Annotated in this window: 19 protein-coding genes; 10 read left to right on the forward strand and 9 right to left on the reverse strand. The window is 65.1% G+C overall.

The genetic code is table 11. The features are described from left to right. Positions 1–724: 724 nt before the first annotated feature. Positions 725–2,197 (forward strand): peptidoglycan DD-metalloendopeptidase family protein, encoded by a 1,473-nt coding sequence (locus tag FRC98_RS14765; protein ID WP_146982207.1) that lies wholly within the window; start codon positions 725–727, stop codon positions 2,195–2,197. A 52-nt stretch (positions 2,198–2,249) separates the two neighbouring features. Beyond that, a complete protein-coding gene (locus FRC98_RS14770; RefSeq protein ID WP_146982208.1) occupies positions 2,250–3,830 on the forward strand; it encodes an AbgT family transporter in 1,581 nt (526 codons plus the stop codon). A 114-nt stretch (positions 3,831–3,944) separates the two neighbouring features. Here the strand turns inward: FRC98_RS14770 and recN are convergent, their stop codons facing one another. Beyond that, positions 3,945–5,654 (reverse strand): DNA repair protein RecN, encoded by a 1,710-nt coding sequence (recN, locus tag FRC98_RS14775; protein WP_230467644.1) that lies wholly within the window; start codon positions 5,652–5,654, stop codon positions 3,945–3,947. 211 nt (positions 5,655–5,865) lie between these two features. Here recN and FRC98_RS14780 point away from each other — a divergent pair, with 211 nt between their 5' ends. Both FRC98_RS14780 and FRC98_RS14785 read left to right on the forward strand, forming a co-directional pair. Continuing rightward, the gene (locus FRC98_RS14780) at positions 5,866–7,047 is read left to right on the forward strand and encodes a tetratricopeptide repeat protein (protein ID WP_146982210.1); all 1,182 of its coding nucleotides are present in this window, start codon (positions 5,866–5,868) and stop codon (positions 7,045–7,047) included. Then, positions 7,047–7,853 (forward strand): HAD family hydrolase, encoded by an 807-nt coding sequence (locus FRC98_RS14785; protein ID WP_146982211.1) that lies wholly within the window; start codon positions 7,047–7,049, stop codon positions 7,851–7,853. Before FRC98_RS14780 ends, FRC98_RS14785 begins: the two co-directional genes overlap by 1 nt. Positions 7,854–7,871: 18 nt before the next feature. Here FRC98_RS14785 and FRC98_RS14790 read toward each other — a convergent pair whose 3' ends face one another. Together FRC98_RS14790 and FRC98_RS14795 are read right to left on the reverse strand one after the other, a co-directional pair. Beyond that, positions 7,872–8,606 carry a hypothetical protein gene (locus FRC98_RS14790; RefSeq protein ID WP_146982212.1) on the reverse strand — a complete coding sequence of 245 codons (735 nt, stop codon included), beginning with the start codon at positions 8,604–8,606 and terminating at the stop codon, positions 7,872–7,874. Between the two features lie 391 nt (positions 8,607–8,997). Continuing rightward, the gene (locus tag FRC98_RS14795) at positions 8,998–9,651 is read right to left on the reverse strand and encodes a hypothetical protein (RefSeq protein ID WP_146982213.1); all 654 of its coding nucleotides are present in this window, start codon (positions 9,649–9,651) and stop codon (positions 8,998–9,000) included. 176 nt (positions 9,652–9,827) lie between these two features. Between FRC98_RS14795 and FRC98_RS14800 the strand changes: the two genes are divergently transcribed. Beyond that, positions 9,828–10,910 carry an arginine N-succinyltransferase gene (locus FRC98_RS14800; protein WP_146982214.1) on the forward strand — a complete coding sequence of 361 codons (1,083 nt, stop codon included), beginning with the start codon at positions 9,828–9,830 and terminating at the stop codon, positions 10,908–10,910. Between the two features lie 51 nt (positions 10,911–10,961). Further along, on the forward strand, positions 10,962–14,006 hold the full coding sequence (locus FRC98_RS14805; protein WP_230467645.1) for a serine/threonine-protein kinase: 3,045 nt from the start codon (positions 10,962–10,964) through the stop codon (positions 14,004–14,006). A 71-nt stretch (positions 14,007–14,077) separates the two neighbouring features. Here FRC98_RS14805 and FRC98_RS14810 read toward each other — a convergent pair whose 3' ends face one another. Both FRC98_RS14810 and FRC98_RS14815 read right to left on the reverse strand, forming a co-directional pair. Continuing rightward, positions 14,078–14,383, reverse strand: a complete 306-nt coding sequence (locus tag FRC98_RS14810; RefSeq protein ID WP_146982216.1) for a hypothetical protein — start codon at positions 14,381–14,383, stop codon at positions 14,078–14,080. A gap of 105 nt (positions 14,384–14,488) precedes the next feature. Then, the gene (locus tag FRC98_RS14815; protein ID WP_146982217.1) at positions 14,489–16,015 is read right to left on the reverse strand and encodes an amidohydrolase; all 1,527 of its coding nucleotides are present in this window, start codon (positions 16,013–16,015) and stop codon (positions 14,489–14,491) included. 137 nt (positions 16,016–16,152) lie between these two features. Here FRC98_RS14815 and FRC98_RS14820 point away from each other — a divergent pair, with 137 nt between their 5' ends. The 4 genes from FRC98_RS14820 (at position 16,153) to lspA (ending at position 21,691) form a co-directional block, all read left to right on the forward strand. Continuing rightward, complete coding sequence (locus FRC98_RS14820) at positions 16,153–17,148, forward strand: amidohydrolase family protein (protein WP_146982218.1); 996 nt, start codon at positions 16,153–16,155, stop codon at positions 17,146–17,148. Positions 17,149–17,153: 5 nt separating this feature from the next. Then, positions 17,154–17,984: a hydroxymethylpyrimidine/phosphomethylpyrimidine kinase gene (locus FRC98_RS14825; RefSeq protein ID WP_146982219.1), complete on the forward strand. Its 831-nt coding sequence runs from the start codon at positions 17,154–17,156 to the stop codon at positions 17,982–17,984. 120 nt (positions 17,985–18,104) lie between these two features. Further along, complete coding sequence (ileS, locus tag FRC98_RS14830) at positions 18,105–20,957, forward strand: isoleucine--tRNA ligase (protein WP_146982220.1); 2,853 nt, start codon at positions 18,105–18,107, stop codon at positions 20,955–20,957. After that, a complete protein-coding gene (lspA, locus tag FRC98_RS14835; protein WP_146982221.1) occupies positions 20,954–21,691 on the forward strand; it encodes a signal peptidase II in 738 nt (245 codons plus the stop codon). The genes ileS and lspA overlap by 4 nt, the downstream gene beginning before the upstream one ends. Before the next feature lie 126 nt (positions 21,692–21,817). On the opposite strand, the gene FRC98_RS14840 is transcribed toward lspA, so the two are convergent. The 4 genes from FRC98_RS14840 to FRC98_RS14855 all read right to left on the reverse strand — a co-directional run bounded on the left by FRC98_RS14840 (position 21,818) and on the right by FRC98_RS14855 (position 26,103). Beyond that, positions 21,818–22,885 (reverse strand): sigma-70 family RNA polymerase sigma factor, encoded by a 1,068-nt coding sequence (locus tag FRC98_RS14840; protein ID WP_146982222.1) that lies wholly within the window; start codon positions 22,883–22,885, stop codon positions 21,818–21,820. 426 nt (positions 22,886–23,311) lie between these two features. Then, positions 23,312–24,229 carry a PorV/PorQ family protein gene (locus FRC98_RS14845; RefSeq protein WP_146982223.1) on the reverse strand — a complete coding sequence of 306 codons (918 nt, stop codon included), beginning with the start codon at positions 24,227–24,229 and terminating at the stop codon, positions 23,312–23,314. 135 nt (positions 24,230–24,364) lie between these two features. After that, positions 24,365–25,498 (reverse strand): glycine oxidase ThiO, encoded by a 1,134-nt coding sequence (gene thiO, locus FRC98_RS14850; RefSeq protein WP_146982224.1) that lies wholly within the window; start codon positions 25,496–25,498, stop codon positions 24,365–24,367. Continuing rightward, entirely contained in the window at positions 25,495–26,103 is a 609-nt protein-coding gene (locus FRC98_RS14855) for an A24 family peptidase (RefSeq protein ID WP_146982225.1), read from the reverse strand. The genes thiO and FRC98_RS14855 overlap by 4 nt, the downstream gene beginning before the upstream one ends. Positions 26,104–26,207: the final 104 nt, after the last annotated feature.

Genomic DNA, 26,207 nt, shown 5'->3' on the forward strand with positions numbered 1-26,207 from the left:
TGAACGCGGGATGGTCGAGGTGTTTGCGAGTTGAAGGAGGGTCGATCGCGTGTTGGATGAGGTTTGCGCCGATTGAAAGAGAGGCGAACACGCGATGATCGAGGTGTTCGGGAATTGAAGGAAGGTTGAACAGGTGTTGATCGAGGCCTGCGCCGGCTGAAGGAAGGTCGATCAGGCGATGAAGGAGGTGTGTGCCGGCTGAAGGAAGGTCGAACACGGGCTGAGGGAGGTGTGCGCCGGATGAAGGAAGGCTTCTCACGCGCTGATCACGGGTGTTTCAACTGGCGAGGAAGGCTCTCAGCTGCTGATCACGGGTGTTTCAACTGGCGAGGAAGGCTCTCAGCTGCTGATCACGGGTGTTTCAACTGGCGGGCGGGTCGATCAGGTGCTGATCACGCATGCTTCACCTGGCGGGAGGGTTGATCAGGTTCTGACCCCGGGTGCTTCAAGTTAAAGGACGATCGATCAGGTGCTGATCACGAGTGTTTCAATTTGAACTAAGGTCGATCAGGCGCATGGGATAAGGTCCATCGGCCAGAGGTGCAGCCGGAGCGCGTGGCGAGTCTCGGGGGCATGGCAGGGGGCAAAGGGGCTGGAGCGTGCGTGGGCGCGGGCGCGATCGCCTTGACGCCCGGGGGCGCCACGGTGAAGGTTAGGCAGAATTTTCAGGGCCGAAGATTGACGCAAAGGACGACGGCCCTACGCACGAAGCAGTCGAGGACGTATGCGAGGTCGCTGGCCGAAGCAGGATATGTTGCTGCACCCCCGACGCCGTCGCCGGCGAGGAAGACCCTGGCTGACGGCGTTGCTGGTGCTGCTGGCGGTGGGGGCGTTGGTCTACATGGTGGTGGGCGGGGAGGAAGAGCCTGATGAGCAGGCGCTGGCGCACGGCCTGGCGTTTGCCGAGGCGTACATGCGGGTGAACAGCGCGGTGGCGCTCTCGCAGGCGACGCTGACGAGCGGTGAGGCCGAGGCGATTCTGGCGGAGAAGGCCGAAGAGGCGGCGTTGAGCGCGAGTTTCACCGAGGGTCAGGCTGCGGTGATCGCAGGCGAAATCAAGCCCAACCAGTCGGTCTTTGTGAGTTTGCAGGCGCGCAACGTCTCGGCCGGAGCGATCCACGAGGTGGTGACGGCCACGGAGAAGGAGTTCGACTTTCGGCGCAGCCGTCCCGGCGATCAATGGCGGGTGGAGACCGACGAGAGCGGCAAGATCGTGGAGTTTCGCTACCAGACCTCCCCGGAGGACATCTGGGTGACCACGCTGCAGGATGACGGCACGTATGTGGCGGTCAAGCAGGAGGTGCCGATCGAGACGCGGCACGAGGCGGTGGCGGGCTCGATTGCGTCGAGCTTCTGGCTGGCGCTGGAGGCGACCGGGGAGAGCGGCGCGCTGGCGCACCGGTTCATGGAGATCTTTCAGTACACCATCGACTTCAACACCGAGACGCGGGCGGGGGATCATTTCGCGATGATCTTTGAGAAGGTCTACCTCGAAGGGGAGTTCTTGCGTTACGGGCGAGTGATTGGCGCGAAGTACATGGGGGAGCGGGGGACGTACTGGGCGTTTTACGATGAGGAGCGGGGGGAGGAGCCGGGGTATTACGATGAGGAGGGGGAGAGTTTGCAGCGGCAGTTTTTGCGCAGCCCGCTTCCCTTTACGCGGGTGACGAGCCGGTATGGTCGGCGCGTGCACCCGGTGCTGGGTGGGACGCGAATGCATCGCGGGGTGGATTACGGGGCGCCGATCGGTACGCCGGTGCAGGCGGTGGCCGACGGGACGGTGGTCTTTGCGGGGAGGGCCGGCGGTTATGGCAATCTCATTAAGATCCGGCATAGCGGCGGGTTTGAGACGCGCTTTGCCCACCTCAACAACTTCGCGCGGGGGATTCGCGCGGGAGTGCGGGTGACGCGCGGGCAGCTCGTGGCGAAGAGTGGCAACACGGGGCGCTCGACCGGGCCGCACCTGCACTACGAGATGCTGCAGAACGGTCGCCACATCGATCCCCTGAGTGTGGACACCGCGCGGGGGGAGCCGTTGAAGGGCGAGTCGCTGGCGTCGTTTAAGAGCGAGATCGTGGTGCCCTGGCGAGCGAAGCTCACCGAGGCGTTGCGGGAGGCGGCGCCGCGGGCGTTGGCCCAGCGCGAGGCGGCGTCTGGCCCCGACGAGCAGCTTGATACGATCCAGAGCGAGCCCTGAGCGGGCGGTTTTATCTAACAACCATCTGACCTGACCGACCGACGAGAGCCCCATGGCCGCAAGTGCCCCCCGAGAAGAGCGACCCAACCTGGTTGTGCGCGTGCTCGAGAAGATCGCCGCCGCCGGCAACCGCCTGCCCGATCCGCTGACGTTGTTTGTGATTATGGCGGCGATGGTGGTGGTGGCCTCGGCGCTCTTTGCCGGTGCCAGCGCCGAGGTGCGTCAGCCCTCCGGGGAGCTGAGCACGCAGACGGTGCAGAGCCTGCTGAGCTGGGAGGGCATCCGGTGGATGTTCTTGAGCGCGATCGACAACTTCATGGGCTTTGCGCCTCTGGGTCCGGTGCTCACGGTGATGATCGGGATTGGCGTCGCTGAGCGCACGGGCTTTATCACGATGGGGCTGCGGGTGCTGGTGGCCTCGGTGCCCAGGAGCATGATCACGGCGACGCTGGTGTTTGCGTGCGTGATGAGCTCAATGGTGGCCGATGCCGGGTATGTGGTGCTTACGCCACTGGGGGCGTTGCTCTTTGCGGGGCTGGGGCGCCACCCGATCGCGGGGCTTGCGGCGGCGTACGCCGGGGTTTCTGGCGGGTTTAGCGCCAACCTGCTCATTACCGGGCTCGACCCGATGCTCGCCAGGCTGACGGGTCAGGCGGCTGAGACGCTGGACCCGACGTATGCGGTCAACGCCACGGCGAACTACTACTTTCTGGTGGTGTCGACGTTGCTGGTGACCGTGGTGTGCACGTGGGTGACGACGAAGATCGTCGAGCCGATGCTCGGGGAGTGGAACCCCTCGCAGGCCAGTGATGAATACAGCGGGGATGAGCAGGCCGAGGAGCCGGGAGCGGAGGAGCGTCGCGCGTTCTTTATCGCGCTGGGAGTGGGCGCGGTGGTGGCTGCCGGCATCGCGTTTCTGGGGATCTGGTCGGGGTCTCCGCTGCGCGATCCGGTGGAGCCCGGGGGGCTTCCTGTCGACGCGCTGCACTCGTACTTTGAGGCGGTGGAGGTGCTCATCGCGCTGCTCTTCATCTTCCCGGGGATTGTCTACGGGGTGGTGATGAAGTCGATCAAGAGCGACAAAGATGTTGCGAAGATGGCCAGCGACACCATGGGCACGATGGGGGCGTACGTGGTGCTGGCCTTTGTGGCCGGGCAGTTCGTGGCGTACTTCAACTGGACGAGCCTGGGGGCGATCACGGCGGTGCGGGGTGCCGAGGGGTTGGAGGCGATCGGGCTGACGGGGATGCCGCTCTTGCTGGCGTTCCTGGGGGTTTCGGCGGCGATGAACCTCTTTGTGGGGAGCGCGAGCGCGAAGTGGGCGTTTATGGCGCCGATCTTTGTGCCGATGATGATGATGATGGGTTTTAGCCCCGAGGTGGTGCAGGCGGCGTATCGGGTGGGGGACTCCATTACCAACATCATCACGCCGCTGATGCCCTATCTGCCGATCATCATCGTGTTTGCGCAGCGTTATGTGAAAGACATCAAGATCGGGACGATTCTCACGACGATGTTGCCGTACTCGGTGGCGCTGGGGATCACGTGGACGATTCTGTTGATCGTGTGGGTGCAGTTCGGGCTGCCGCTGGGGCCGGGGGTCTCGGCGACCTATGCGATGCCGGGGGGCTGAGGGTTCTCAGTCCGGGCTGAGGAGTCCGACGATGGAAGAAAAAAAGCGCGCCGGCAGGCGCGCTTTTTTCGTTTCAGGTCGCCCCGGTTCCGGGGCTTTTGTCGCTAGAATGGATCAGCGGACCTGCTGGGTGAGGAGCTCGCGGGCGGCGTCGCGGGTGGTGGTGGTGACGCGGGCGCCGCCGAGCATGCGGGCGATCTCTTCGATGCGTTCGTCGTCGCTTAAGGGGCGGATGATGGATTGAGTGCGGTCGTCGACGAGCATCTTTTCGACGAGGTAGTGGTGGTCGCTGCGCGAGGCGATGGAGGCCAGGTGGGTGATGCAGAGGACCTGGTGGTCGCGGGAGGCGTTTTGAATCTTCTGGCCGACGACATCGGCGGTGGCGCCGCCGATGCCGGTGTCGACCTCATCGAAGACGTAGGTGTCGATGGCGTCGCGTTCAGCGAGTACGGTCTTGATGGCGAGCATGATGCGTGAGAGTTCGCCGCCGCTGGCGATCTTGGCCATGGGGCGAGGCTCTTCGCCGACGTTGGGAGCGAGCAGGAATTCGAGGCGGTCGAAGCCGCGGGCGTCGAGGGTGATGCTCTCGTCGGCCTCGGAGGCCTGGGCCGGGGGGAGGTCGGCGGGGGTGAAGTGGGCCACGAACTGGGTGCGGGCCATGTTGAGATCGCCGAGCTCGGCCTCGACGCGGCGGCGAAGCTCGACGGCGGCTTCGCGGCGGGCTTTGCTGAGTTTGCGGGCGATGACCCAGGCCTTCTGGCGGGTTTTTTCCAGACGGGCTTCGAGCTCCTGGCCGTGCTCCTCGGCGTTGTCGAGGCGGTGGAGCTCCTCGCGCATCTGGGCGGCGTTCTCCAGGATGGCGGGGATGTCGTGGCCGTATTTGCGGCGAAGTTTTTTGATGACTTCCAGGCGTTCGATGACGCTGTCGAGGCGGTTGGGGTCGTTGTCGACGTCGAGGTCGTGATCCTGGAGGTCGCGGGCGGCCTCTTCGGCGGCGATGCGGGCCTCTTCGAGGCGCTGGGCCAGGGATTCGAGGCGGGGATCGTACTGGGAGGCGCGCTTGAGCGCGTCGACGGCCTCACCGAGGCGCTCTACGGCGGAGTCGTTGTCGGCGTAGGTGTGGCGGACGGCGCTGCGCACCGCGTCGTTGATCTTCTCGGCGTAGCGCAGCCGGTCGACTTCACCTTCGAGCTCTTCTTCTTCGCCGGTCTCGAGCTCGGCGGCGTCGATCTCGACGAGCTGAAAGCGCAAAAAGTCGGCGCGGTGGAGGCGGTCGCGCACGTTTTCGCGCATTGCCTTAAGCTCGCGGCGGATGGCGTTGACCTCGCGGTAAGCCTCGGTCATCTCTTCGACGTCGCCGCTCAGGTTGGCGAAGGCGTCGAGCAGGCCGATATGCTCTTCGGGGCGGAGCAGGCTGTAATGCTCGTGTTGGCCGCTGATGTCGACCAGCCCGCGGGCGATGGTGGCGAGGTTTGTGACGGTGGTGAGACTTCCGTTGATGAAGACTTTGTTGCGTCCGGAACGGCTGACGATGCGGCGCACAATCAGCTGGCCTTCAAACTCAATGCCCTGTTCGCCGAGGATTTCGCGCAGGCGCTCGGCGGTGGCTTCGCCGGGCTCGAAGACGCCCTGAACGACGGCTTCATCTTCGTCGGTGCGGATCACCTCGGTGGTGGCGCGACCGCCCAGGAGCAGGTTCAGCGCATCAATGATGATCGACTTACCCGCGCCGGTCTCGCCGGTGAGCACGGTGAAGCCTGAGCGCACCGGGATTTCCAGGTGTTCGATGATGGCGAAGTTGCGGATGACGAGGTGGGTGAGCATGGTCGAGCCCCCGAGATTATTGAGAGAGCGCCCGAAACTGGGCACACATATCATGGAGTCAATGGAAACAACCCTGAAGCGCTCTTCCTGCGCATAAGTTCAGGAAATAAACCTTCCGGGTTCAGGTTTCAACCCGAGTGAATGCAATTTTGCTGTGCTCTTAGACTGAGATGAGGATGAGGCGCGCTAAAACGATCGAAAGGACCGGGCCATGAAAGATCACGAGGGCGTTGAGGGCGGGGAGGTGATCGACCCGCGGCAGTGGCTGGAGGTGCGGGTTGAGTCGTTGATTGAGCGGGAGCGGCATGAGGAGGCCGTCAGCTATTTGCTGCGGCTTTTTGAGGGGCTGGAGGAGGCTGAGGCGCGCAGCCGCTGTGCGACCTTTTTAGGCTACCTTTATCTGGTCGAAGAAGATGTGGAGCGTTCGGAGGGGTGGTTGGAGCGCGCGCGGGAGTTTGAGCCCGACGATCCGCATTTAAGTTACGCGCTGGGGCATGTGGCCATGGAGCGGGGAGCGCCCTGGCGAGCGGCGCTGCGCTTTCTGGAGGCCTTCGTGGAGGCGGAGGAGGCGCATGATGCCGCGGAGTTTTTGCGAAGCGCGGCGCTGGCAGTGCGCGCCGGCGGGCAGAGCGCGCCGGCGGTGAGCATGCTGCTCGGGGCGCTGGACCGGGACCTGGGAAACCCCTGGATCCTCGATGGGCTGGCGCGCGTTTATCAGGATGATGAGCGCTGGCTGGAGAGCCTGGAGGTGCTCAAACGCCTGGGGGAAGTGGTGCGTGCGGCGACGAGCTCGCTGACGGTGCGGCGCTCGCCATCGGCACGCTATCTTTTGCGTGAGCGGCTGATCCGTCGCTCGGTGGAGGTGGGCGATGTGGTGGAGCGGGCCCGTGAGGTCAACCAGAAGCTGCGGCGGCAGTTTGAGGTGGTGCTCGACGGAAGTCAGCGCCGGGGGCGGACGGGGCTTGCGCCCCTGCGTTTTCCGCAGGCGCTGGCGCACCTGCTCGATGTGCTTGGCGAGGAGGAGCGGGGGCTGGAGCTCACAGAGACGGCGCTGAGGTTGTGGGCGCAGGCATGCCACGAGCGATTTGGAGATTATCTGGGTGCGGAGAGCCTGGCGGCGGCGGTGCACGTGCTGGTGGAGCGCTTGCACTGGCGCAAAGGGTCAACGCCCTTGGCGATCGCGCGGGCGCATGGTTGCGATGAAGATCGGGTGGGGCCGGCCGCGCGGGTGGTCGCCGGCAAGCTGGAGCTTCAACTTTTTGATACGCGCCAGCTTTACGGTGAGCTTTCGCGCGAGGAGCGCGCGCGTTTTGAGGCGTTGAGTCGTGCGCTGCTCTTTGGGGAGGGGCTGAGCCAGGCGCGCTCGACAGGACAAAGTCTGGGAGGTGGGTGATGCGCAGGGCTGATCTGGTGCTGCTCGATCTGGATGGGACGGTGATCGGCCCCGACGGGCAGGTGGCTGTGGAGGTCTGGGAGGCGGCTGTCCGCGCGCGCGAGGCGGGCGTTCGCATCGCGGTGTGTACCGGGCGCGCGGCCTGTGGGGTGGCGCTCGACGTTGCAAAACGCCTCGACCCGGATGCCCCGCATATCTTTCATAACGGCGCGTTGATGCTGGCCGGCGAGGAGGTGCTGATCTGCGAGGCGTTGCCCGCCGAGCCGCTGCGGGAGGTGGTGGCGCACGCCCGCCACCACACGCTGACTGTGGAGCTCTACACCACGCACGACATTTTTGTGGATCGCATCTGCGAGCGCTGCGCCCACCACGCCGAGGTGCTGGGGTTGGAGGTTGCCGAGCGCGATCTTCTGGAGGTGTTGCAGTCGGAGCGTGTGGTGCGCGCGCACTGGATTGTGGCGCCGGAGCACATCGATCGCGCCACCGCCCTGGCGCTTGCCGGCTGTGAGGTGGGGCGGGCGTCGTCGCCGGCGTTGCCGGAGAGTCTCTTTGCCAGCGTGACGCGCCAGGGCGTCTCAAAAGGGAGCGCCGCCCGGAGGGCGGCGCAGCTCCTCGGCGTCGATCTTCAGCGCACGATGGCCGTGGGCGATAGCCCGGGCGATCTTCCGATGCTGGAGGTTGTGGGCCTGCCGCGGGTGATGGCCGACGGCCACCCGGAGCTTGTGGCGCGCTATGTGAGCGTGCCTGGCGTCGACGCCCACGGCGCGGTGCGCGCGCTGGAAGAGGCCGCCGGGCTGTTGCGCTGAGCCTTTTTTCGTCGCGGTTTAGAAACGCAGTCCCAGCCCGCCCACCCAGTCCATACCGCCGCGGGAGACGCCGTCATCCTGGGTGTAAACCGTGCCGTTGCTGTCGCGGAAGGTGATGGTGTTGTAGCCAAACTCCATCAGCAGGCGCGCCTCGGCAAAGAGGAAGAAGCCGTTATCTTCGTTGACGGTAAAACGCGCGCCGAAGAGCGGGCCGAGCAAAAACGTCGTCTCGCTGAAGTCGCCCTGGGCCGGATCGTTATCGACCGAGAGGGTGAAGCTGTAGAAGGAGGGGCCAGCGGTGAGGCCGGCGTAGGTGTCGAGCTGGGGAAGATCCACGGCTTTGGCGATGGCGTCGAAGTGCAGCGTGGCGCGCGCCAGGGGGTTGACGTACCAGGCGCTCACGTTGAGGGGAGTCAGGGCGGTGACGCCGGCGCAGAGCAGGCACCAGCCCAGGTTGACGGTGCCGCCCAGGCCAAGCGTCAGGCCATCGCCCAGGGGAATCAGCCCGAGGTCGACGCCGGGCTCGGCGAAGAGGTAGAGCCCGCCGCTTAAGCCGCCGGAGAGGGTCAGGTCGAGGGTGCCCAGGCCAAAACTCAAGTCGGGGGTGTCGGTGATGGTGACGTCGCCCTCTGGCGAGAGCTCCGATTCGGCAGGAGCCGCCGGCGCTGAGGTGGGCTCCTGGGCGCTGGCAGAGCCGGCAAAGAGGAGCATCATTGTGGCGAAGGCGGTGATCATGAGGGTGATATGGCGCATCGAGGTTACCCCTTAGAAGTGTGTATCCATCAAGCGTAGGAGCCCGGTGAGGCTCGTCATCGGACGACAAGGTTGAAGTAGAAAAAAATTATCCGGACGCGGGGGCAAGTCAATGGTCGAGCGAAGATGAACATTGGGAGGGAAGTGGGGCGAGGGGAGCTGTGAGACTCTGGCGCAGCGGTCGCATGAGACTCTGGCGCAGCGGTCGCATGAGACTCTGGCGCAGAGGTCGTGCGTGAATCAAAAAGCCCGCCCCACCATAGGAGGTGGGGCGGGCTCTTGTGTTCACGCCTGAAGTTTGCGTTCACGCCAGACGTCGACGTACTCGCCGAAAATGAGAACGCGGAGAAGATGCCTCAGTCTCTCACCCGGCGGCGGACGGATTGGCGCGTTAGTTCTTGCGCGGACCGATATCTTCCATGACGTCGCCGGGGACATCATCATTGTTGTTGGCGCTCGGGCTGACGCTCGGGGGATCGGGCTGATCGCGGGCCTCACGCGCCGGATCGTCCGAGGCATCGGAGGCGTTGGCCTCTTCGGGCGGCAGCGTCTCGCCAACCACCTGACGGTAGAGGTAGCGCGCGCCCAGTGAGGCGCCCATGCCGGCGACCAACGCGGCCGGTCCCATGGTGCCGGTGATCATGTAGGCGGCCAGGGTGCCGGCGGTGCCCGAGGAACTGGTCAGGAATCCGCAGCCGGCCTCGGAGCCGGCGTGAATCACGGCCTGTTTGCCGTCGATGCGTCCCTGGTTCATCGCGCGAAGTGCGTTCATGCCGCCGAGCGCGCCGTCGACCACCGCGCCGGCCACGCCGGCACGTCCGCAGATCAGCGCCAGATCTTTGATAGGTCCGGAGGTGATCACAAAACGCGCGCTCTGAACCATCGGGGCATGCGCCACCAGCGATGCGGTGTGCGCGGCGCCCTGACGCGTGCTCACCACCGAGGTGCGCAGCGCTCGCAGCGACGCCTCACCGGTAGCTCGACGCGCCGCCCGGCGCGCTCTACGTCCCAGCAACTTCAGGCCCTTCTCGAAGCGATCAGCCATTCCTTCCTCGTGGCAACATGGTGGGGTCGAAGTGCGCCTGCGTGCTTGCATGCGCCCGGGCAAAGGTTATGCTCCACCCATCAATGTAAGCAACGCCTGTGGCGCTGACAAATTCCCTCCCTTCCTGTGGCGAGCCGCCCTGCGGACGCTTTATCTCTACGTGCTGGAGCGATGCGATGATCGTATTGCGCGATGTGCACACCGACGACCTCGACCAACTCGAGCGTCTGGCCCACCACCTCAACACCCTCAACCTCCCGGCCTCCCGCGACAAACTCGCTGCGATCATTGAGGAGAGCCGGCTGAGCTTTGCCGGGGCGCTGCCTCATCATGAGCGTCAGTACGTCTTTGTGATGGAGGATGTGGAGGCGGATCGTCTGATCGGCACCTCCATGATCATCGCTCAGCACGGCAGTTTTGAGCGTCCCACGGTCTATTTTGAGGTGCGTCAGGAGCAGAAATACTCGCAGACGCTGGCCAAATACTTCGTGCATCAGGTCTTGCAGCTGACCTTTAACTACGATGGCCCCACCGAGATCGGCGGGCTGATCCTCGATCCGGCCTACCAGGGGCACCCGATGAAGCTGGGTAAGTTGCTCAGTTTTATGAGGTTTCTGTTTATCGGGGCGCATCGGGACTGGTTTCGCGAGGCGATCATCGCCGAGCTCTTGCCGGAGCTGAACCCCGATGGCACCAGCGACCTCTGGGAGTGCCTGGGGGCGAACTTCACGGGGCTGGAGTACCGGGAGGCCGATCAGCTCAGCCGCCAGAATGTGGAGTTTATTCGCAGCCTCTTTCCGCAGACGCCGATCTACACCGCGCTTTTGCCCGAACACGTGCGCGAGAAGATCGGGGTGGTCGGCGGGCCGACGCGCCCGGTGGAGAAGATGCTGCGCGCGATCGGATTTGAGTGGGATCGCAGCATTGACCCCTTTGATGGGGGACCCACCTTTGTGTGCCCTACCGAGAGTTGTCGGCTGATTCAGCGCACGCATCCGGCGATCTATGCCGGCAGCTTCGCCTCGCGCGAGCAGGCCGAGGGCGAGCTGTTGGTGAGTGTGGAGCGCCCCGGAGATCGGGCGTTTGCGGCGACGCTCGCCAGCTACCGCCGCGTGCCGCGGGGCTACGAGCTTTGCCTGCCTGACGCGCGGGCGTTAGGGTTGAAGCCTGATGAAGCCATCGGTGTGATGATTTTGAGCGGCCATGAGATCGAAGATCTCTGGCGAGGTCAGCGCGTGCAGCCTGCTGAAGCCAGGTGAAGGCCGGGTCGCAATGCCAGTCGGGGGGAAACAATGGTTGTTGGGAGTACCATGAGTGAGACCATCGCGGAGGCCACCGCTTCCGCCATAAGCCCGGGCGAAGAGCTCGCCGGGCGCTACGTGCTGGGGCATCGGCTGGGGACCGGTGGGTTTGGGGCGGTCTATGCTGCGCGTGATCGCCTGCTCGATGAGCAGGTGGCCGTCAAGATCCTGGACACCCGAGAGCCGATCATTGAGCAGCGCCACGTCTGGCGGGAGGCGGCGATCTTGCGCGTGCTCGACGTGCCCGGGGTGGTGCAGCTTCGCGATGAGGGCATTCATCAGGGGCGCTACTTCCTGGTGATGAACTATGTCGACGGGCGACCGTTTCCCGGCAAGGGCGTCTACGGCTGGGAGGGGCTGGCGGTGCGGGTGCGCAGCCTGCTCAAGGTGCTGGCGCTGGTGCACAGCCAGGGGGTGGTCCACGGCGACTTAAAGCCCGGCAACGTGCTCGTCGATGATGCCGGGCGCGTCACCCTGCTGGACTTCGGGGTGGCCTCATCCCAGGGCTTAAGCGTGCAGGCCGGCGGGGTGGTGCGGGGCACCCCGGTGTATCTGGCGCCAGAGCAATGGCGGGGGGAGGCACCCAGTCCGCAGAGCGACCTCTACTCGGTGGGGGTGATGATCTATGAGGCGCTGGTGGGAGAGCGCCCCTACCAGGCCGACTCCGTCTCGAAGTTGATGAAGGCGGTGCTCCTGGAGCCGCTGCCTGACTGGGAGCCGCGGGTGCGCGGGGTGCCCGATGAGGTTGAGGCGCTGGTTTACCGCCTGCTGGCGCGTTTTGCGGAGCGCCGCCCGGCCAGTGCGCAGCACGCCCTCTCGATGTTTGCCGCCGGTCGCCAGCGCTACCAGGAGGTGGAGTGGCCGATGTTGGGGCGAGAGGCGGCCTTTGCGAAGGTGGAGCAGGCCATTGAGCAGCGCCAGCCCATCGATGTGACCGGGCCGCCGGGCTCGGGGCGCTCGCGCCTGCTCGACGCCATCGAAGATGTGTACCGCGCCCGCGGCGATCGCCAGGTGCTGCGTGTGGTCTCCGGCAACCGACCGCTGGAGAGCCTGTGGGCCTTTGGCACCTCGGATGTTGAGCAAGAGGGCGGGTTTGACGACGTCTCAGCCCTCGCCAGAGAGCGCGTTGGCAGGGTGTTGCAAGAGGGCGGGGTGGTGCTGATCGACGACCTGGAGCAGGTCGATCGTTGGTCGCGCAGGGTCCTCGATGCGGTGCGTCCGCTGGGGGCGATGGTGCGCGCGGTGGAGCCGCAACAGGCTGCTGTGCCGCGAGTGGAACTCGGCGATCTAACACCCGCTCAACTCCAGGGGCTCTTTGTGGGGCATGAAGAGGTCTTCGGGCTGCGCAGCGGCGGGGCGCATGAGCTGTGGCGACGCACGCTCGGGCGGCCCGCCCGGGTGGCCCAGGAGCTCGATGATTGGATTCGGGTCGGCGTGGCCCGCGCCGCAGGCGCGCGCGTGCAGCTGGAGCCTGCGGCGCTGGGCAGGCTGCGCGCCGGCGCCCGCGTCAGCGCTCAGCGCGAAGAGCTTGCAGCGCCTCTGCCCCCGCGCGGCCCCCGGCGCGATCTTCTGGCCTGGTTGAGCCTTGCGCACCCCCTGCGTGAGGCCCGCGTGCTGGCCGCGCTGATGAAGCGCCCGGTCTGGGAAGTCGAAGCCGAGATCGAGGCGCTCGTCCAGGAGGGGCTTCTCCCTGAGAAGGGGCAAGACGATGTGATCGTGCCGCTTTTTGATGCGCTCTTTGTCGACTGGAAGCTCGATGACCGCCGCAATGCGCACAAAAAGATCGCCAGGGCGCTTCCCGCGGGGCATCCGCAGCGCTTCTTTCATCTGGTGCAGGCCGGCGACTCCGCCCGCGCTGCCGAAGAGGCCTGCCTGCGCGCTGAGAATCTCGATCGCGACGGGGAGCTCGGCCGCGCCATTGCCTTGCTCGATGAGGGATGGGCGGCGCTGCGCTTAAGCCCCGATGAGCGCGGACCTCAGCGGGACCGCCTGCTGATGACCTGGGCTAAGATCGCCCTCTCCAACGGGTCTCCGCGCGAGCTGGAGCGATTCCTCGCCGCGATGGAGCGCGCCGGCGAGCCCGATGAGCGCCGGCGGCGCATCGAGACGTTGGTGCGCGCGGCGATCTTGAGCATGCAGGTTCAGGGCCCCACCGCCCTGGCCACGATGGACGAGGTCGCGCCCCTCGATGATCCGGAGCTGGAGCTTCGCCGCCAGCGCTTTCGTCTTCAGGCCTCCTGGGGTTGCCAGCGCGAGGTCGGCCAGCGGGTGATGGCCGAGATCGAAGCCTGGGCTCGGGAGCATGCATGCGAAGAGATCCAGGGCACGGTGCGAGGCTGGATGGGGCTGATGAACTACCGCCAGGCCCGTTTTGAAGACGCCGCGCGCCTGCACACCGAGGCTGCACGGCTGAAAAGTCGTGTCAGCGCGCGCCTCTCCTCGGCGCTCAACGCGGCGACTTCCCTGCTGGAGTGTGGCGAGCTGGAGAAGGCCGAGCACCTCATCCTCAAAGCGCGAAAGCTCGCGGAGCGCCGCCACCAGCCGGTCTATGTGGTGCGCGCGCGCATTCTGCAGCGCCGCCTGGCCTACCGTTGCGATGCCCTCAGCGCGCCGGATGAGGCTTTTTTGGCGGCAGCCCGAGAGCTGGCCATTCCTGAACTCGACGGGTTGCTCGGGCTGGTCGAGGCGGCGATGGCGTTTCGCTTGAACGATGACGCAACCGCCCGCGCCATGGCGATGAGCGCGTATCAGGCATGGAGCCGCACCGGAAACACCTGGGGCGCGAAGTTGGCGCTGGCGCTCGCGGTCCGCTGTGGTCGTGAGGTCGACTGGATCGAACAGGCCGAGCTGATGGAGAGCGCGCAGACCTGCCACTTGCCCAGTATTGGCGCGCAGATCATCGGTCTGCTGGCGCCCCTTGTCGATGTGGTTCCTGAGGAGGCGCGCCAATGCGTCAGGGCACTCGCCGATAGCCTGACGCCAGACCAGCGTCGGGCGCGACGCGAGGTGTTGAGCGTGCAAGAAGTACTCGACGCGCTCAACCTTCAAGGTTGAGCGCGTCGGAGTGTTTCATTCAGCTGTCTTGCCATGCCGCAGCCGAATGAGGCTGCGTGTTGCGCCCGTGTTCAGTTTCCGTTCCAGGCAATCAGCGTCTCGATCATGCAGTGGTAGTCCGCCGACCCGCCGAGCTGAGCCAAACCCCATTTTCCGAACTCACCGGGGGTTTTGAAATCTTCTTTGATGCGTGTGAACGTCAGCGTCTGGTTCAACGTCATGACGAAGGGGAACGTGGTGCCCGTGGCGAGCGTAAAATAAGCGGTGCGATTGCCAAAACCATCGAGTGCAAACCAGGCAAAACCGGTGCTGGTCCCATTAAGCGAGACTTCGTAGCTGCCTGAATCGATTTCCTCGACGTCCGGATGGTTAAACATGATGTACTCCTCCACTACGCATCATCGTGAACAAAAAATCCCCTCCGCACCGCCTCTCGGTGTGAAGGGGACCACCATAGCGAGTGGCGTTACAGAAGTTAAGCTTCAGCGGCCCGGAAGGCGTGACCAGAGCACCTCGATCTCCCAGATGGCTTCTGGCGAGTCGACAAAAGGATCGGCGGAGAGGGCGATGACGTCGGCCAGGTAGCCCGGGTGCAGCGCGCCGAGCTGGTGTTCGCGGTGCGAGGCGTAGGCGGCACCGTAGGTGTAGGCGGAGATGGCCTCCTGACGGGTCAGGGCGTGCTCGGGGCTAAAGGGTGTGTCGTCGTAACCCTGGCGCGTCATCGCGGTGGCGATGCCATGCCAGGGGTTGGGATCGTCGATGGGGTAGTCGCTGCCGGCGGCAAGTGTGGCCGGGAGAAGATCGCGCCAGGGGAAGAGGCGCTCGAGCTGGGGATCGAAGAGTCGGCGAGGCGCCCAGGGCACATCGCTGCGCAGGTGAATGGGCTGGATGCTGGCGATGACGCCGAGCTCAGCGAAGCGGGGGCGGTCGTCGGGGTGAACGATCTGGGCGTGTTCGAGCCGGGGGCGAAGTTTCGCCCGGAGCTCGGGGGGCGCGGCCTCAAAGGCGTCGAGCACGTTGCGCGCGGCCGCATCGCCGATGGCGTGCACGGCCACCTGCCAGCCCGCAGCCATCAGCTCGGGGATGCGCTCTTTGAGGTAGCCTACAGGTTGGGTCTGAAGTCCCTGACCGCCGGTGCGGTAGGGTTCCAGAAGCCAGGCCCCGGCCGAGCCCAGCGCGCCGTCGGCAAAGAACTTGATGGTGCCCACCCGGTGGCCTGCGGCGTTCGCGGCGCGGGGGCCGCGCTCTAAGAGGCGGTCGAGATCGGGGGAGGTGCCGTCCATCCAGAAGTCGACGCGGGAGGGAAGTTCGCCATCGGCGATGAGCTCATCGACAAGCTCCAGGCGCTCCATCGAGGTGAACGCCATCGATGAAAAACTCACCCCGTGGCTCAACAAGGTGTTGGCGGTATGGGTAAAGATGAGGCGATCTTCTGCGGCGTCGGCCGGGGGCAGCGCGCGCAGCACCGGCTCCATGGCGTGGTCGATGAGCACGCCGGTGAGCCGCCCGTCGGGCCCTCGCTCGGCCAGCCCGCCGCTTAAGTCGTGCACACGCTCATCGAGGCCCGCGCGACGCAGCGCTTCGGAGTTGACCCAGAGGGCGTGCGCGTCGACGCGGTGCAGGCATACGGGCTGGTTGGGAAAGAGCTGATCGAGGAGCGCCAGGTTAAGCGGGTGATCATCGGCAAAGTTGTTCTCGTTCCAGTTCGTGCCCACGATCCAGCCGTCCTGGCGCGGAGCGGCCACGCGAAGCTCGTCGAGGATCTGGGGCGCGCTCATACCCCGAAGATCGATGGTGTGTGCGCGCAGCCCGGCGCCCCAGAGGTGAATGTGCGCATCGCCCAGCGCGGGCATCACACACGCCGCTTCGGGCCGCACCACCTCCGCGCTCCGACCGGCCCGCTGGCGCGCTTCATCGCCGATGGCGACCACGTGTTGACCTTCGATGAGCAGCGCGTCGGTATGCGCGCCGCGATGATCGAGGTAGATGCGGGGGTGTAGGATCAACATCGCGAAACCACCTTTACGTCAGGGCAGGGCAGGGGGCGAACGCCCCCAAAAAAACACAAATTGCCGCTGCTGCGCAATCGTGCAACCTTCGCCGAGGTTGCCGCCCGGCGCGGCCCTGGCCCCTTTTTGAGACGCTTATGATCATCGACGCCCATGTTCATCTGATGGGGATCAACCCCCAGAATGGCTGCTACGTAAGCCCCAGACTCTCCGGCGGCTGGGCCTTTGCCTGGCTGAGCCGTGCGCTGGGTTTGGCCGGCGTCTCCCGCGAGGAGCTCGACCGGGCCTACGCCGCCCAGGTCACCCGCTGGGTCGAGGAGAGCGAGCTTGACGCGGCCGGCCTGCTGGCCTTCGACGCCATCTACGATGAGGCCGGCCACTACGATCATGAGCGCACCCGCGTCTATATCTCCAACGACTATCTTTTTGAGGTCTGCGAGCGCTCCGAGCAGTTGCTGCCGATTGCGTCGGTCAACCCGCAGCGCCGCGACGCCATCGATGAGCTCGAGCGGGTGGCCGAGCGCGGGGCGGTGGCGATTAAACTTTTGCCCAACTCCCAGGACATCGATCTTTGCCGCGACAGCTACCGCGGGTTCTTCGAAAAGATGGCGGCGCTGAACATCCCACTGCTCACCCACACCTCCTTTGAGCACACGATCCCGCCGGTGAACCAGGCCTGGGGAAAGCCCGAGCGGCTGCGCCTTCCCCTGGAGTGCGGCACGCGCGTGATCGCAGCGCATTGCGCCGGTAGCGGCGTGGTGCACCCCTTCCGCGAGGATTACGATCAGTGGCGCCAGATGCTCGACGACTTCCCCAACCTCTACGGCGACATCTCGGCGATGGCATCGCTTTCGCGTTTTCCCTACATCCACAAAGTTCTGGGCGATGCCACCGCGCGCAGCCGGGTGATCATGGGAAGTGACTTTCCGGTGCCGGCCAACCCCTGGGTCTTCGCCGGCCAGATCGGGTGGGCGCGCGCCCGCGAGCTGCACGCGCTGGAGAACCCCCTGCAGCGCAACCTGGAGATCTTCCGCGCGCTGGGCGTCGATGAGGCGATGCTCACCCGCGCCGCCTCGGTGTTGCGTCTTCCCGAGGATGTTGCGGCCCGTGCACGCTCGGGAGCAGGGGAGTGAGTCCGATGAATGTTGCGAACACGGCGCCGGCAGCTGTGCCCCTGGTGCTGACCATCGCCGGCACCGACCCCAGCGGTGGCGCGGGCATTCAGGTCGACCTGCAGGTGATGCGCGACCTCGGGTGCCACGGCTTAAGCGTCATCACCGCGCTCGTATGCCAGAACACCCGGGGCGTGCGCAGCTTTGAGACGGTGAGCGTGAGCACGCTGCGCGCCCAACTCGACGCTATCGCTGAGGATTTTGATCTTCAGGCGATCAAAATTGGCATGGTTCCCGGGCTGGGAAGTTTTGAGGTGCTGGCCGACTTCTTAGAGGAGGTCGACCGCCGGGTTGCGGTGGTGCTCGACCCGGTGCTCGCCAGCGGTGATGGCCGCAGCGCCCTGCACGCCGACGGGTGGTTTGAGGGGCTGGAGCGTGTGCGCGAGCGCATCGATCTGCTCACCCCCAACGTCCCGGAAGCCGCACAGATTCTGGGGCTCGATGACCCCGGTTCCGACGCAGCCGCGCTGGCCTGCGAACTTCACCGGGCCGGCTGGGCGCGGGTTTTGGTCAAGGGCGGGCATCTTCCACCGGGCGCCGGCGAGGGCGTTGTCGATGTGCTTGCCGACGCCACTGGCGAGCGCAACTTTGAGCCACTTTCGCGCGTGGAAGACGATGTGCGGGGCACCGGCTGCCAGCTCGCCAGCGCTATCGCCTGCTACCGCGCCCGGGGCTTGAGCTGGGAAGATGCGACCATCCACGCTCGCCAGTATCTCAACGGGCTGCTTCATCATAACGCGCGTCGCATCGGCCGCGGTCGACCCCTGGTTGTGCGCGTCAGAACTGAGCCCGAATAAGTGGCCGAAAATGCCCGATTACTCGCCGAGGGCCTGCTTTATTCGGGGCGGGGGCTGTGTTAGAAGAGCGCGATTCAGGTGGTCGTTTTCCAACCTATTGTACTGCTAAGGAGTGCCGCTGTGGGCAAGGACTACAAAGATACCCTCAACCTCCCTTCGACCGACTTTCCGATGCGGGCCAACCTGGCCCAGCGCGAAGAAGAGCGCGTGGCCTGGTGGCGCGATGAGGGCATTTATGAGGCGTGGGTGGAGCGCGGAAAGGCCCAGGGCTGGCCGCGTTTTATCCTTCATGACGGCCCCCCCTACGCCAACGGCAGCCTCCACCACGGGCATATTCTCAACAAGACGCTCAAAGACTTTGTGGTGAAGTTCCGCAACATGGCCGGTGAGCTCTGTGAGTACGTGCCGGGCTGGGATTGCCACGGCCTGCCGATTGAGCATCAGGTCGACAAAGAGCTCGGCAAGAAAAAGCGAGAGATGAGCAAGGTCGAGATCCGCAAAGCCTGCCGCGAGTACGCGCAGCGTTTTGTGGACATCCAGCGCGAGGAGTTCCGCCGCGTGATGGGCTTTGGTCAGTGGGATGATCCCTACCTGACGATGTCCTACGACTATGAGGCGACCACGGTGCGTGAGCTGGGTCGTTTCTTCGAAAAAGGCATCGTCTACCGCGGCTTTAAGCCGGTGCACTGGGACTGGGCCGCGCAGACTGCGCTGGCCGAGGCCGAGGTGGAGTACGACGCGTTTACCACCGAGCACGTCTACGTGAAGTTCCCGATCAGCGCGCTTCCCGGCGAGCTCGGTGAGGCTGCGGGCGACAAAAAGACCTTCGTGGTGATCTGGACGACCACGCCCTGGACCCTTCCGGCCAACCTGGCCATCGCGCTCAACCCGGAGCTCACCTACCAGCTTGTGGCCGTGGGCGATGAGGCCTACGTGATGGCCGAGGGCCTTCGCGATGAGGTGCTTAAAGCCTGCCGCATCGAGGAGCACGAGGTGCTCACGAGCTTTGAGGGCCGTGAGCTGGTCGGGGAGCTTGGCGAGGGCAAAGGACTTAAGGCGCGCCACCCCTGGATGGAGCGCGACTCGGTGCTCCTTCCCGCCGATTATGTCACCCTGGAGCAGGGCACCGGTTGCGTGCACACCGCCCCCGGCCACGGTCAGGAAGACTTCGAGCTCGGGCGTCACTTCAACCTCGGGATCGTCTGCCCGGTGGATGATTACGGCAAGTTCCGCGGGCCGGACGTCGAAGAGTTCGCCGGCACCCAGGTCTTTAAGGCCAACCCCGTCATCCAGCAGAAGTTGGCCGACATGGGGCTCCTGCTCAATAAGCCGGGCGATAAGGTCACCATCGACCGCTACCCGCACGGCTGGCGCAGCAAGAAGCCCGTGATCTTCCGCGCCACCGAGCAGTGGTTTGTGGCGATGGAGCCCGAGGGTGCCGGCCTCGACGAAGGCTTTGAGCTGCGTAAATCGGCGCTCGAAGAGATCGAGAAGGTCAACTGGGTGCCCGGCTGGGGCCGCGACCGCATCCACGGCATGGTCTCGGGCCGCCCGGACTGGTGCATCAGCCGCCAGCGCAGCTGGGGTGTGCCCATCACCGTGATGTACTGCCGCCACTGCAATGAGGCGCTGGCCACCCGTGAGATCGCCGATCACGTGGCCGATCTGGTCGAAGACCACGGCGCCGACGTGTGGTTTGAGCGCGACGCAAAAGAGCTCGTGCCCGAAGGCACCGTTTGCCCCGCGTGCGGCGGCGATGACTTCCGCAAAGAAGAAGACATCCTCGATGTGTGGTTCGACTCCGGCGTGTCCTGGTCGGCGGTGCTCGACCGCAAGATGGGCGTGGGCACCCGCGCCGACCTTTACCTCGAAGGCAGCGACCAGCATCGCGGCTGGTTCCAGTCGAGTCTTCTGGCCGGCATCATCTCGCGGGGCCACTCGCCATACAGCACTTGTTTGACCCACGGTTTTGTTACCGACGAAGACGGGCGCAAGTACTCCAAGTCCAGCAAGAACTTCGAGCCGCCCCAGCGCATGCTCGATCAGTACGGCGCCGAGATCTTGAGGATGTGGGTCGCAGCGGTCGATTACCGCGGCGACATCACCCTCTCCACCGAGATCCTCAAGCGCATCTCCGACGCTTACCGCAAGGTTCGCAACACCTTCCGCTTCTTGCTCGGCGGGCTGGAGGGCTTCGACCCCTCTCAGGCGTTGCCGCTCAATGAGCTCGAAGAGATCGACCGCTGGGTGCTTCACCGCACCGCTGAGGCGATCGAGCGCATCGAAGAGGCCTACCGCGGCTACCAGTTCCACACCATCTACCACACGCTGGTGCAGCTGGTGACTGTGGACCTGTCCAACGTCTATATGGACGTGACCAAAGACCGCATGTACTGCGAGGCGCCGGGCTCGCGTGAGCGCCTCAGTGGTCAGACCGCCTACTGGCTGGTGATCGACGCGCTGGTGCGCGCGGTTGCGCCCATCCTCTCATTTACCTGCGAAGAGGCCTGGGAGCATCTTCCCCACGGCGAAGACGCCGAGAAGAGTGTCTTTTTGGCCGGCTTCCCCACCCACACCGCGGCCTGGAAAGATGCCGAGCTCGGTGAGCGCTGGGAGCAACTTCTGGAAGTGCGTCAGGAGGCCCAGAAGGCCATGGAGGCCAAGCGCGCGCGTAAGGGCGAGCGTAAGGAAGGGCAGATCGGCAGCAGCCAGGAGGCGCACCTGACCCTCGGAGCCTCCGGCTCCACGCTGAGCCTGCTCCGCAGCTACGAGCAGAGCCTGCCGGCCTTCTTCATCGCCAGTGCGGTGGAGGTCAACGAGGCCACCCCGGCCGATGGAAAGATCGTGGACGTCGGCGTGGTTCCGGCTTCCGGGCAGAAATGCCCCCGCTGCTGGAACTTCTGGATCGAGGCCGGCAGCGACGATGAGGTCTGCCCGCGCTGCGCCAGCGTGCTTGAGGTGATCGAAGGATGAAGAACGCGTCGCTTATGAAATACGGCCTCTTTGCGCTGATCGTCGTGCTCGGCGTGGCGCTCGACCAGTGGTCGAAGTGGTACGCCGAGACCTGGCTTGCCACCGAGCGCCCGGGCTTCTTCTCGCATCCCATCGTGCTGGAGGTGCCCGAGCAGGCCGAGGGCACGACGGTGGAGGCCTACCTCACCGAGACCTTCGAGGCGAACACCCCCGAAGAAGTCAAGACCATCGCCCAGCTCTACACGCGCACCGAGGATGGCCAGCAACTTCATCCCGAGAGCGAGCTTGAGGCCGGGCAGGTCATCGAGGTGACCAACCGCGAGGTCACGGTCATCGAGGGCTACTGGGATTACCAGTACACCCGCAACCCGGGTGCGGCCTTTGGCATTTTTGCCGACAAAGACAGCTCCTTTCGTAAGCCCTTCTTTCTGGCGGTGAGCCTGCTGGCGGTGTTCATCATCCTGGGGCTTTTGCGCGGGGTGCAAAACGACCAACGCCTGCTGCTCTGGGCTCTGGCGCTCATCGCCAGCGGCGCGCTGGGCAACTTCATCGACCGCGCGCGTTTTGGTTACGTCATCGACTTTATCGTCTGGAAGTACACCGACGCGCACCGCTGGCCGACCTTTAACATCGCCGACGCGCTGATCTGCGTGGGCGTGGCCTTTATGGTCATCGAGATGATCCGCGACGTGATGCGGGAGCGCCGCGAAGGCGCGAAGCTCGAAGAGGTCTGAGCCTCCGGCGTTGCAGCATCGCTCGACCCGCATCGCTTGAAGATCAAAAAAGCCGCCCCGAATTTCGGGGCGGCTTTTTTGATCTTTTCGCCAGGTCTTTTGCTGCGGTGTGGCCGGGGTCGCGCATCAACCCAGCTGGTCGAGGAAGTCGAGCTTGACCTCATCGCCCAGGCGGTCGAGCAGAAAGCGCCGAAAATCGTCGCGGATCTGCACCTCCACCTGGCGGATGCGTTCTTTGGAGACGCCCCAGTACTCACCGAGGTCGACCAGGCTGCGGGGCTCCTCGGCGATCATGCGATCAAACCAGATGGTCATCTCGCGCTCATCGTCGAGGTTTTCGCCAAAGGCGTTGATGGCCTCGCGCAGGCGAGTGGCCAGGTCGTAATCGGTGACCAGCTCCTCGGGGTCGGCGGTCTCCGAGTGCATCAGCTCGCCGACGGTGGTCTTCTCATGGCCGGGCGCCTGCGCGTCGAGGTAGACCGGCGGGGCGTCGAGCTGGGCGGCGACACGCACCACCTCGCTCTCATCGACATCGAGGTAGTCGGCGATCAGCGCCGGGGTGGGGTTGGGGTGTCCCTGACGCATCAGCTCGCGGCGCGCTTTTTTGAGGTTATAAAAAAGCTTACGTCCGGCGCGGGAGCTACCAATTTTGACCGGGTGCAGATGATTCATCAGGTAGTTGAGGATCATCGCCCGGATCCAGTACTGGGCGTAGCTTGTGAACTTCACGCCGCGGTACGGATCGTAGCGGGTCACCGCCTCGGCCAGACCCACGTTACCCTCCTGGATCAGGTCGAGGAGGTTGGTCCAGCGGCGCTGGTACTCGCGGGCCAGCTTCACCACCAGGCGCAGGTTGGTGAGGATGAGCATCTTGCCGGCGTTGCGGTCGTTTTCGTTGACGTAGCGCTCGGCCAGCTCCTGCTGTTCATCGGCGGGCAGAGGTTCGATGTAGTTGAGGCGCGCCAGATACGCGGTCAGCGGGTCGGCGCTGGCCGGCAGGTTGAGGTTGGAGCCGCGCATCATCGGCAGGCTCAAGTCGCCAAAAAGCTCGGAGGCGTCGTTGAGCGAGCCGGCGTCGAGCCCCATCTCCTGATCGGTGCCCTTGAGCTTGACGCTGCTGTGCTTGCCCTTGTCGACGAGCACTTCAACTTTCGAGGTGGTCGATGCGTTGGGTTTGGGATGTTGGGTAGTCATAAAGTCGATACCCCCTGACGGAAGTTGTCCGGTCCCGGGTGTATCGAAGGCCCGGGGCGGACCCAAATGCGAACTCACCTGCACAGATGCGCCGGTGAGGATCGACGTTTCAAAGATCTCGCAGACAAAACACCGCGGCCGACGCTTCTATTCGACGCCGCGATGTCGGCAGGCCACGACGACCCTGACGACGATCAAACTAGAAATCTAGGCACCGCGACAGCCCGGACACATCTCGACGGGCACAACGCTGCCTGTGCGCAGCGATCTGACGCGGATGGAGGCGGCCGCCTTACACCGCAAACAAAAAGGGTGGGCGACCTACGGCTACAACAGGTGGAATTTCTGGAGGGTAGAGCAGGCAGGGGCGGGCGTCGATCAAAAGTTTTCCCCAACCCCCCTTCGCCCGATGGTCGCGCGATGCCCTTAAAAATAGACGGAAAAACCGCCGGCCACATACCCGAACTTCGAGCTCTGGTTGAGGTCGTGGCGGTAGGAGATGTCGAGCCCGGCGGCCTGCGAGCGCCAGCCGAACCCGGCGGTGATCAGGTTGCGGTCAAAAAAGCCGCGGCGCTCAAAGCCCACGCGCAGCGGGATGGCGTTGGCCGCCAGGTACTCCAGGCCCACCCCGAAGTCGAAGACCGGGTCGTCGGCCGAGGTGATGTCCACCATGGCCTGGCCGGTGAACTGAAAGCTGGTGACCGTGCCCAGGCCAAAGCCCCCGCCGATGCGGGTGGGCACCGAGCCGCGGCAGCGCGCGTTGTCGCGGCAGGGATCGATGAGGTTCTGGCCGGTCACCCCCAGGTGCACAAGCTCGCCGACGCGGAACATCGCCCCCACATCGACGCTGAGGCCCTTAAAGAGCACCTGGCTGTCTTCATCGTCGGGGATCTCGGGGAGGGAGGCGTCGCTGAAGTGCATGTAGCGCCCGCCCACACCAATCGAGATGCGCTCGGGGATCACGGGCACCGCCGCGGCAAAGCGCACATCGTGACCGGAGAGGTCGGCGTGATCTTCGGAGCCGAAGTAGTAGGAGTAGGCCACCCCGGCGGCGATCTGGGGGTTGGTCTTGCTGTCGGCGATGCCCGCGCTTAAGAGCCCGCCCTGGGGGGTGTAGGTAAAGGCCCCGTCGAGGATGTACATCTCACCGCGGGCCAGCCCGGCCGGGTTATGGTAGAGGCTGTCGACGCCGGCAGCGACGGGCGTGAGCGCGTTGCCCATGCCGGTCGGGCGCACGCCGGAGAAGGTCTCCGGCAGCGGGTCGGACTGCTGGGCGGTGGCGGTGGCCGCCGGCGCAAGCGTGAGCAAAATGGCGATCAAAACTATGGCACGTTGATGCGTCATGCGTGTGCTCCCGGAGAGCCAGAGATCCAGATAAATGCGCAAAAAATGGGGGCCGCAGAGGGCAAGTGTGGGCCGCGGGAAGTGATACCCGAAAGGCCGGCCCGGCGGCAACCGCGCGCGATGCTCCGGCGCAGCTTACCCGCGCCGTAGAAGTTGACGCACCGCCGGGTGCGGATCTTCACCGCGCATCATCGCGCTGAGCGCATCGGCGCTCAAAGGGGCCAGCAGAATGCCGTTTCGGCCGTGGCCCAGCGAGGTGAAGAGGCCCTCGATGGAGGTGGGACCGAGCGCCGGGAGGTTGGCCAGGGAGACGGGCCGAAAGCCCACCCACTGGTCGAGGATGGGGGCATCGTAGATGCCCGGGAGGGTCTCCCAGGCGCCGCGCAGAAGTTCGAAGACGCCGCCGGCGGTCAGCCGGTTATCAAAGCCCCGCTCCTCGCTCGTCGCCCCGATCACAAGCTCGCCGCCGGCCTGATCGCCTGTGCGCGGGACGAGGTAGGCGTCGGGGGCGCGGATGACATGTTGGCACAGAGGTGGGTCTCCGAGCCCCACCACCAAGACCTGGCCGCGGACCGCCCGGATGTGGGGGAGGATGCCGCGGGGGATGCCCTCGAGTTTGCGGGCCCAGGCGCCGTTGGCCACGAGCACGTTGGCAGCGTCGATGTGGCTGCCATCGTCGAGGGTCACGCCGCGCACCCGCCCGCCCGCGTCGTCGAGGCGGACTGCGCGAACCCCGGTGTGGGTGTGCAGACGGCCGTCGCGGGCCTTAAATGCCCCGGCCAGGGCCTCCATCAGCCGCTGAGGATGCACCTGGTGATCGGAGGGGCAAAAGAGCCCCATGGTGATGGTGGGGGAGAGGCCCGGCTCGATCTCGCGCGCCTGATCGCCTGTGAGCTGTTCTACGGGCAGCTCCAGTTTGCGGTGGTAGCGGTGCATATGGGCCAGGGCTTCGGCGTCGTCGCGGTCAATGCCCACCACCAGGGTGCCGCGGCTGCGGTAATCGACATCAACGCCGCTCTCCTCCTGAAGCTCCCGCACAAAGTCCGGGTAGAGCGCAAGGCTTGCCTGACCCAGGCCCAGCTGCAGCTCTTCTTCGAAATGAGCCTCAGCCGCCGGCGCCAGCATGCCGGCTGCGCGCGTCGACGCACCAAAGCCCGGGGTGTGGCGGTCGAAGACATCGACCTCCCAGCCCTCCTGCACCAGACGCCAGGCCGCACCCAGCCCGGCAACCCCTCCACCGATGACGATTGCGTGTTGATTGGAGCTCATAGAAGCGAGTCACTCATCCACAGTCGAAGTCCGTCGAGCCACAGCGGCCAGCCGGCGTACGCGTCGGTCAGCGCCAGGAGCACCCCGAAGAAGATCGGGATGGCAAAGGGCAGGTAGGCGCGCTCATCGGTCTCCATCTTCACGCCCAGGTTGGTGCGCGAGGTGATGCTGAAGAACATCGCCCGCATCACCAGCCACAGACGTTTGATGAGCTCGGTGATGTAGCCGTTGGCGACCGAGAGGATAATGCCCATCGCAAGCCCCACAAGGGTGGCGTAGAAAAAGACCACGTAGAGCCCGGAGAAGCCCACAAAGGCCCCGATCATCGCCAACAGCTTGATGTCGCCGCCGCCCAGCCAGCGAAAGGGCAAGATCAGAATCCCCACCACCAGCACCGTCAGCGCCGCCAGCAGCCCCGAGCCCAGCCCCGACCAGCCAAAGGCCAGAGTGTGGGCCACAAGCCCGATGATCACGCCCGGGTAGGTGAAGGTGTTGTAAACCTTGCGCTCACGAAAGTCGGTGACCGCCGAGATCAGGCAGATGACCACCAGCGGCACCATCACCAGGAGCTGGGACCAGAGGGGAAGTTCGGTAAAGGGTTGCATTGAGGAGGCCTCTGCAGGGAGCGACGAAGGGCTGTGCCGGCACCTTAACGCCGGCACCTCGTACGTCGGGGCGGGCAGCGAAGATCGTGACAGAATGGCGCACC

Source organism: Lujinxingia vulgaris, from assembly GCF_007997015.1.
GTDB classification, from domain to species: domain Bacteria; phylum Myxococcota_A; class Bradymonadia; order Bradymonadales; family Bradymonadaceae; genus Lujinxingia; species Lujinxingia vulgaris.

Excerpts from the sequence above, each read along its gene's own strand:
- FRC98_RS14795 (WP_146982213.1), bottom strand. The coding sequence starts at position 9,651 with ATGGCTGATCGCTTCGAGAAGGGCCTGAAGTTGCTGGGACGTAGAGCG.
- FRC98_RS14845 (WP_146982223.1), bottom strand. The coding sequence starts at position 24,229 with ATGACGCATCAACGTGCCATAGTTTTGATCGCCATTTTGCTCACGCTT.
- FRC98_RS14790 (WP_146982212.1), bottom strand. The coding sequence starts at position 8,606 with ATGCGCCATATCACCCTCATGATCACCGCCTTCGCCACAATGATGCTC.
- FRC98_RS14840 (WP_146982222.1), bottom strand. The coding sequence starts at position 22,885 with ATGACTACCCAACATCCCAAACCCAACGCATCGACCACCTCGAAAGTT.
- FRC98_RS14805 (WP_230467645.1), top strand. The coding sequence starts at position 10,962 with ATGAGTGAGACCATCGCGGAGGCCACCGCTTCCGCCATAAGCCCGGGC.
- thiO (WP_146982224.1), bottom strand. The coding sequence starts at position 25,498 with ATGAGCTCCAATCAACACGCAATCGTCATCGGTGGAGGGGTTGCCGGG.
- FRC98_RS14800 (WP_146982214.1), top strand. The coding sequence starts at position 9,828 with ATGATCGTATTGCGCGATGTGCACACCGACGACCTCGACCAACTCGAG.
- FRC98_RS14820 (WP_146982218.1), top strand. The coding sequence starts at position 16,153 with ATGATCATCGACGCCCATGTTCATCTGATGGGGATCAACCCCCAGAAT.
- lspA (WP_146982221.1), top strand. The coding sequence starts at position 20,954 with ATGAAGAACGCGTCGCTTATGAAATACGGCCTCTTTGCGCTGATCGTC.
- FRC98_RS14785 (WP_146982211.1), top strand. The coding sequence starts at position 7,047 with ATGCGCAGGGCTGATCTGGTGCTGCTCGATCTGGATGGGACGGTGATC.
- FRC98_RS14825 (WP_146982219.1), top strand. The coding sequence starts at position 17,154 with ATGAATGTTGCGAACACGGCGCCGGCAGCTGTGCCCCTGGTGCTGACC.
- FRC98_RS14810 (WP_146982216.1), bottom strand. The coding sequence starts at position 14,383 with ATGTTTAACCATCCGGACGTCGAGGAAATCGATTCAGGCAGCTACGAA.
- FRC98_RS14770 (WP_146982208.1), top strand. The coding sequence starts at position 2,250 with ATGGCCGCAAGTGCCCCCCGAGAAGAGCGACCCAACCTGGTTGTGCGC.
- FRC98_RS14780 (WP_146982210.1), top strand. The coding sequence starts at position 5,866 with ATGAAAGATCACGAGGGCGTTGAGGGCGGGGAGGTGATCGACCCGCGG.
- FRC98_RS14815 (WP_146982217.1), bottom strand. The coding sequence starts at position 16,015 with ATGTTGATCCTACACCCCCGCATCTACCTCGATCATCGCGGCGCGCAT.
- FRC98_RS14765 (WP_146982207.1), top strand. The coding sequence starts at position 725 with ATGCGAGGTCGCTGGCCGAAGCAGGATATGTTGCTGCACCCCCGACGC.
- recN (WP_230467644.1), bottom strand. The coding sequence starts at position 5,654 with ATGCTCACCCACCTCGTCATCCGCAACTTCGCCATCATCGAACACCTG.
- FRC98_RS14855 (WP_146982225.1), bottom strand. The coding sequence starts at position 26,103 with ATGCAACCCTTTACCGAACTTCCCCTCTGGTCCCAGCTCCTGGTGATG.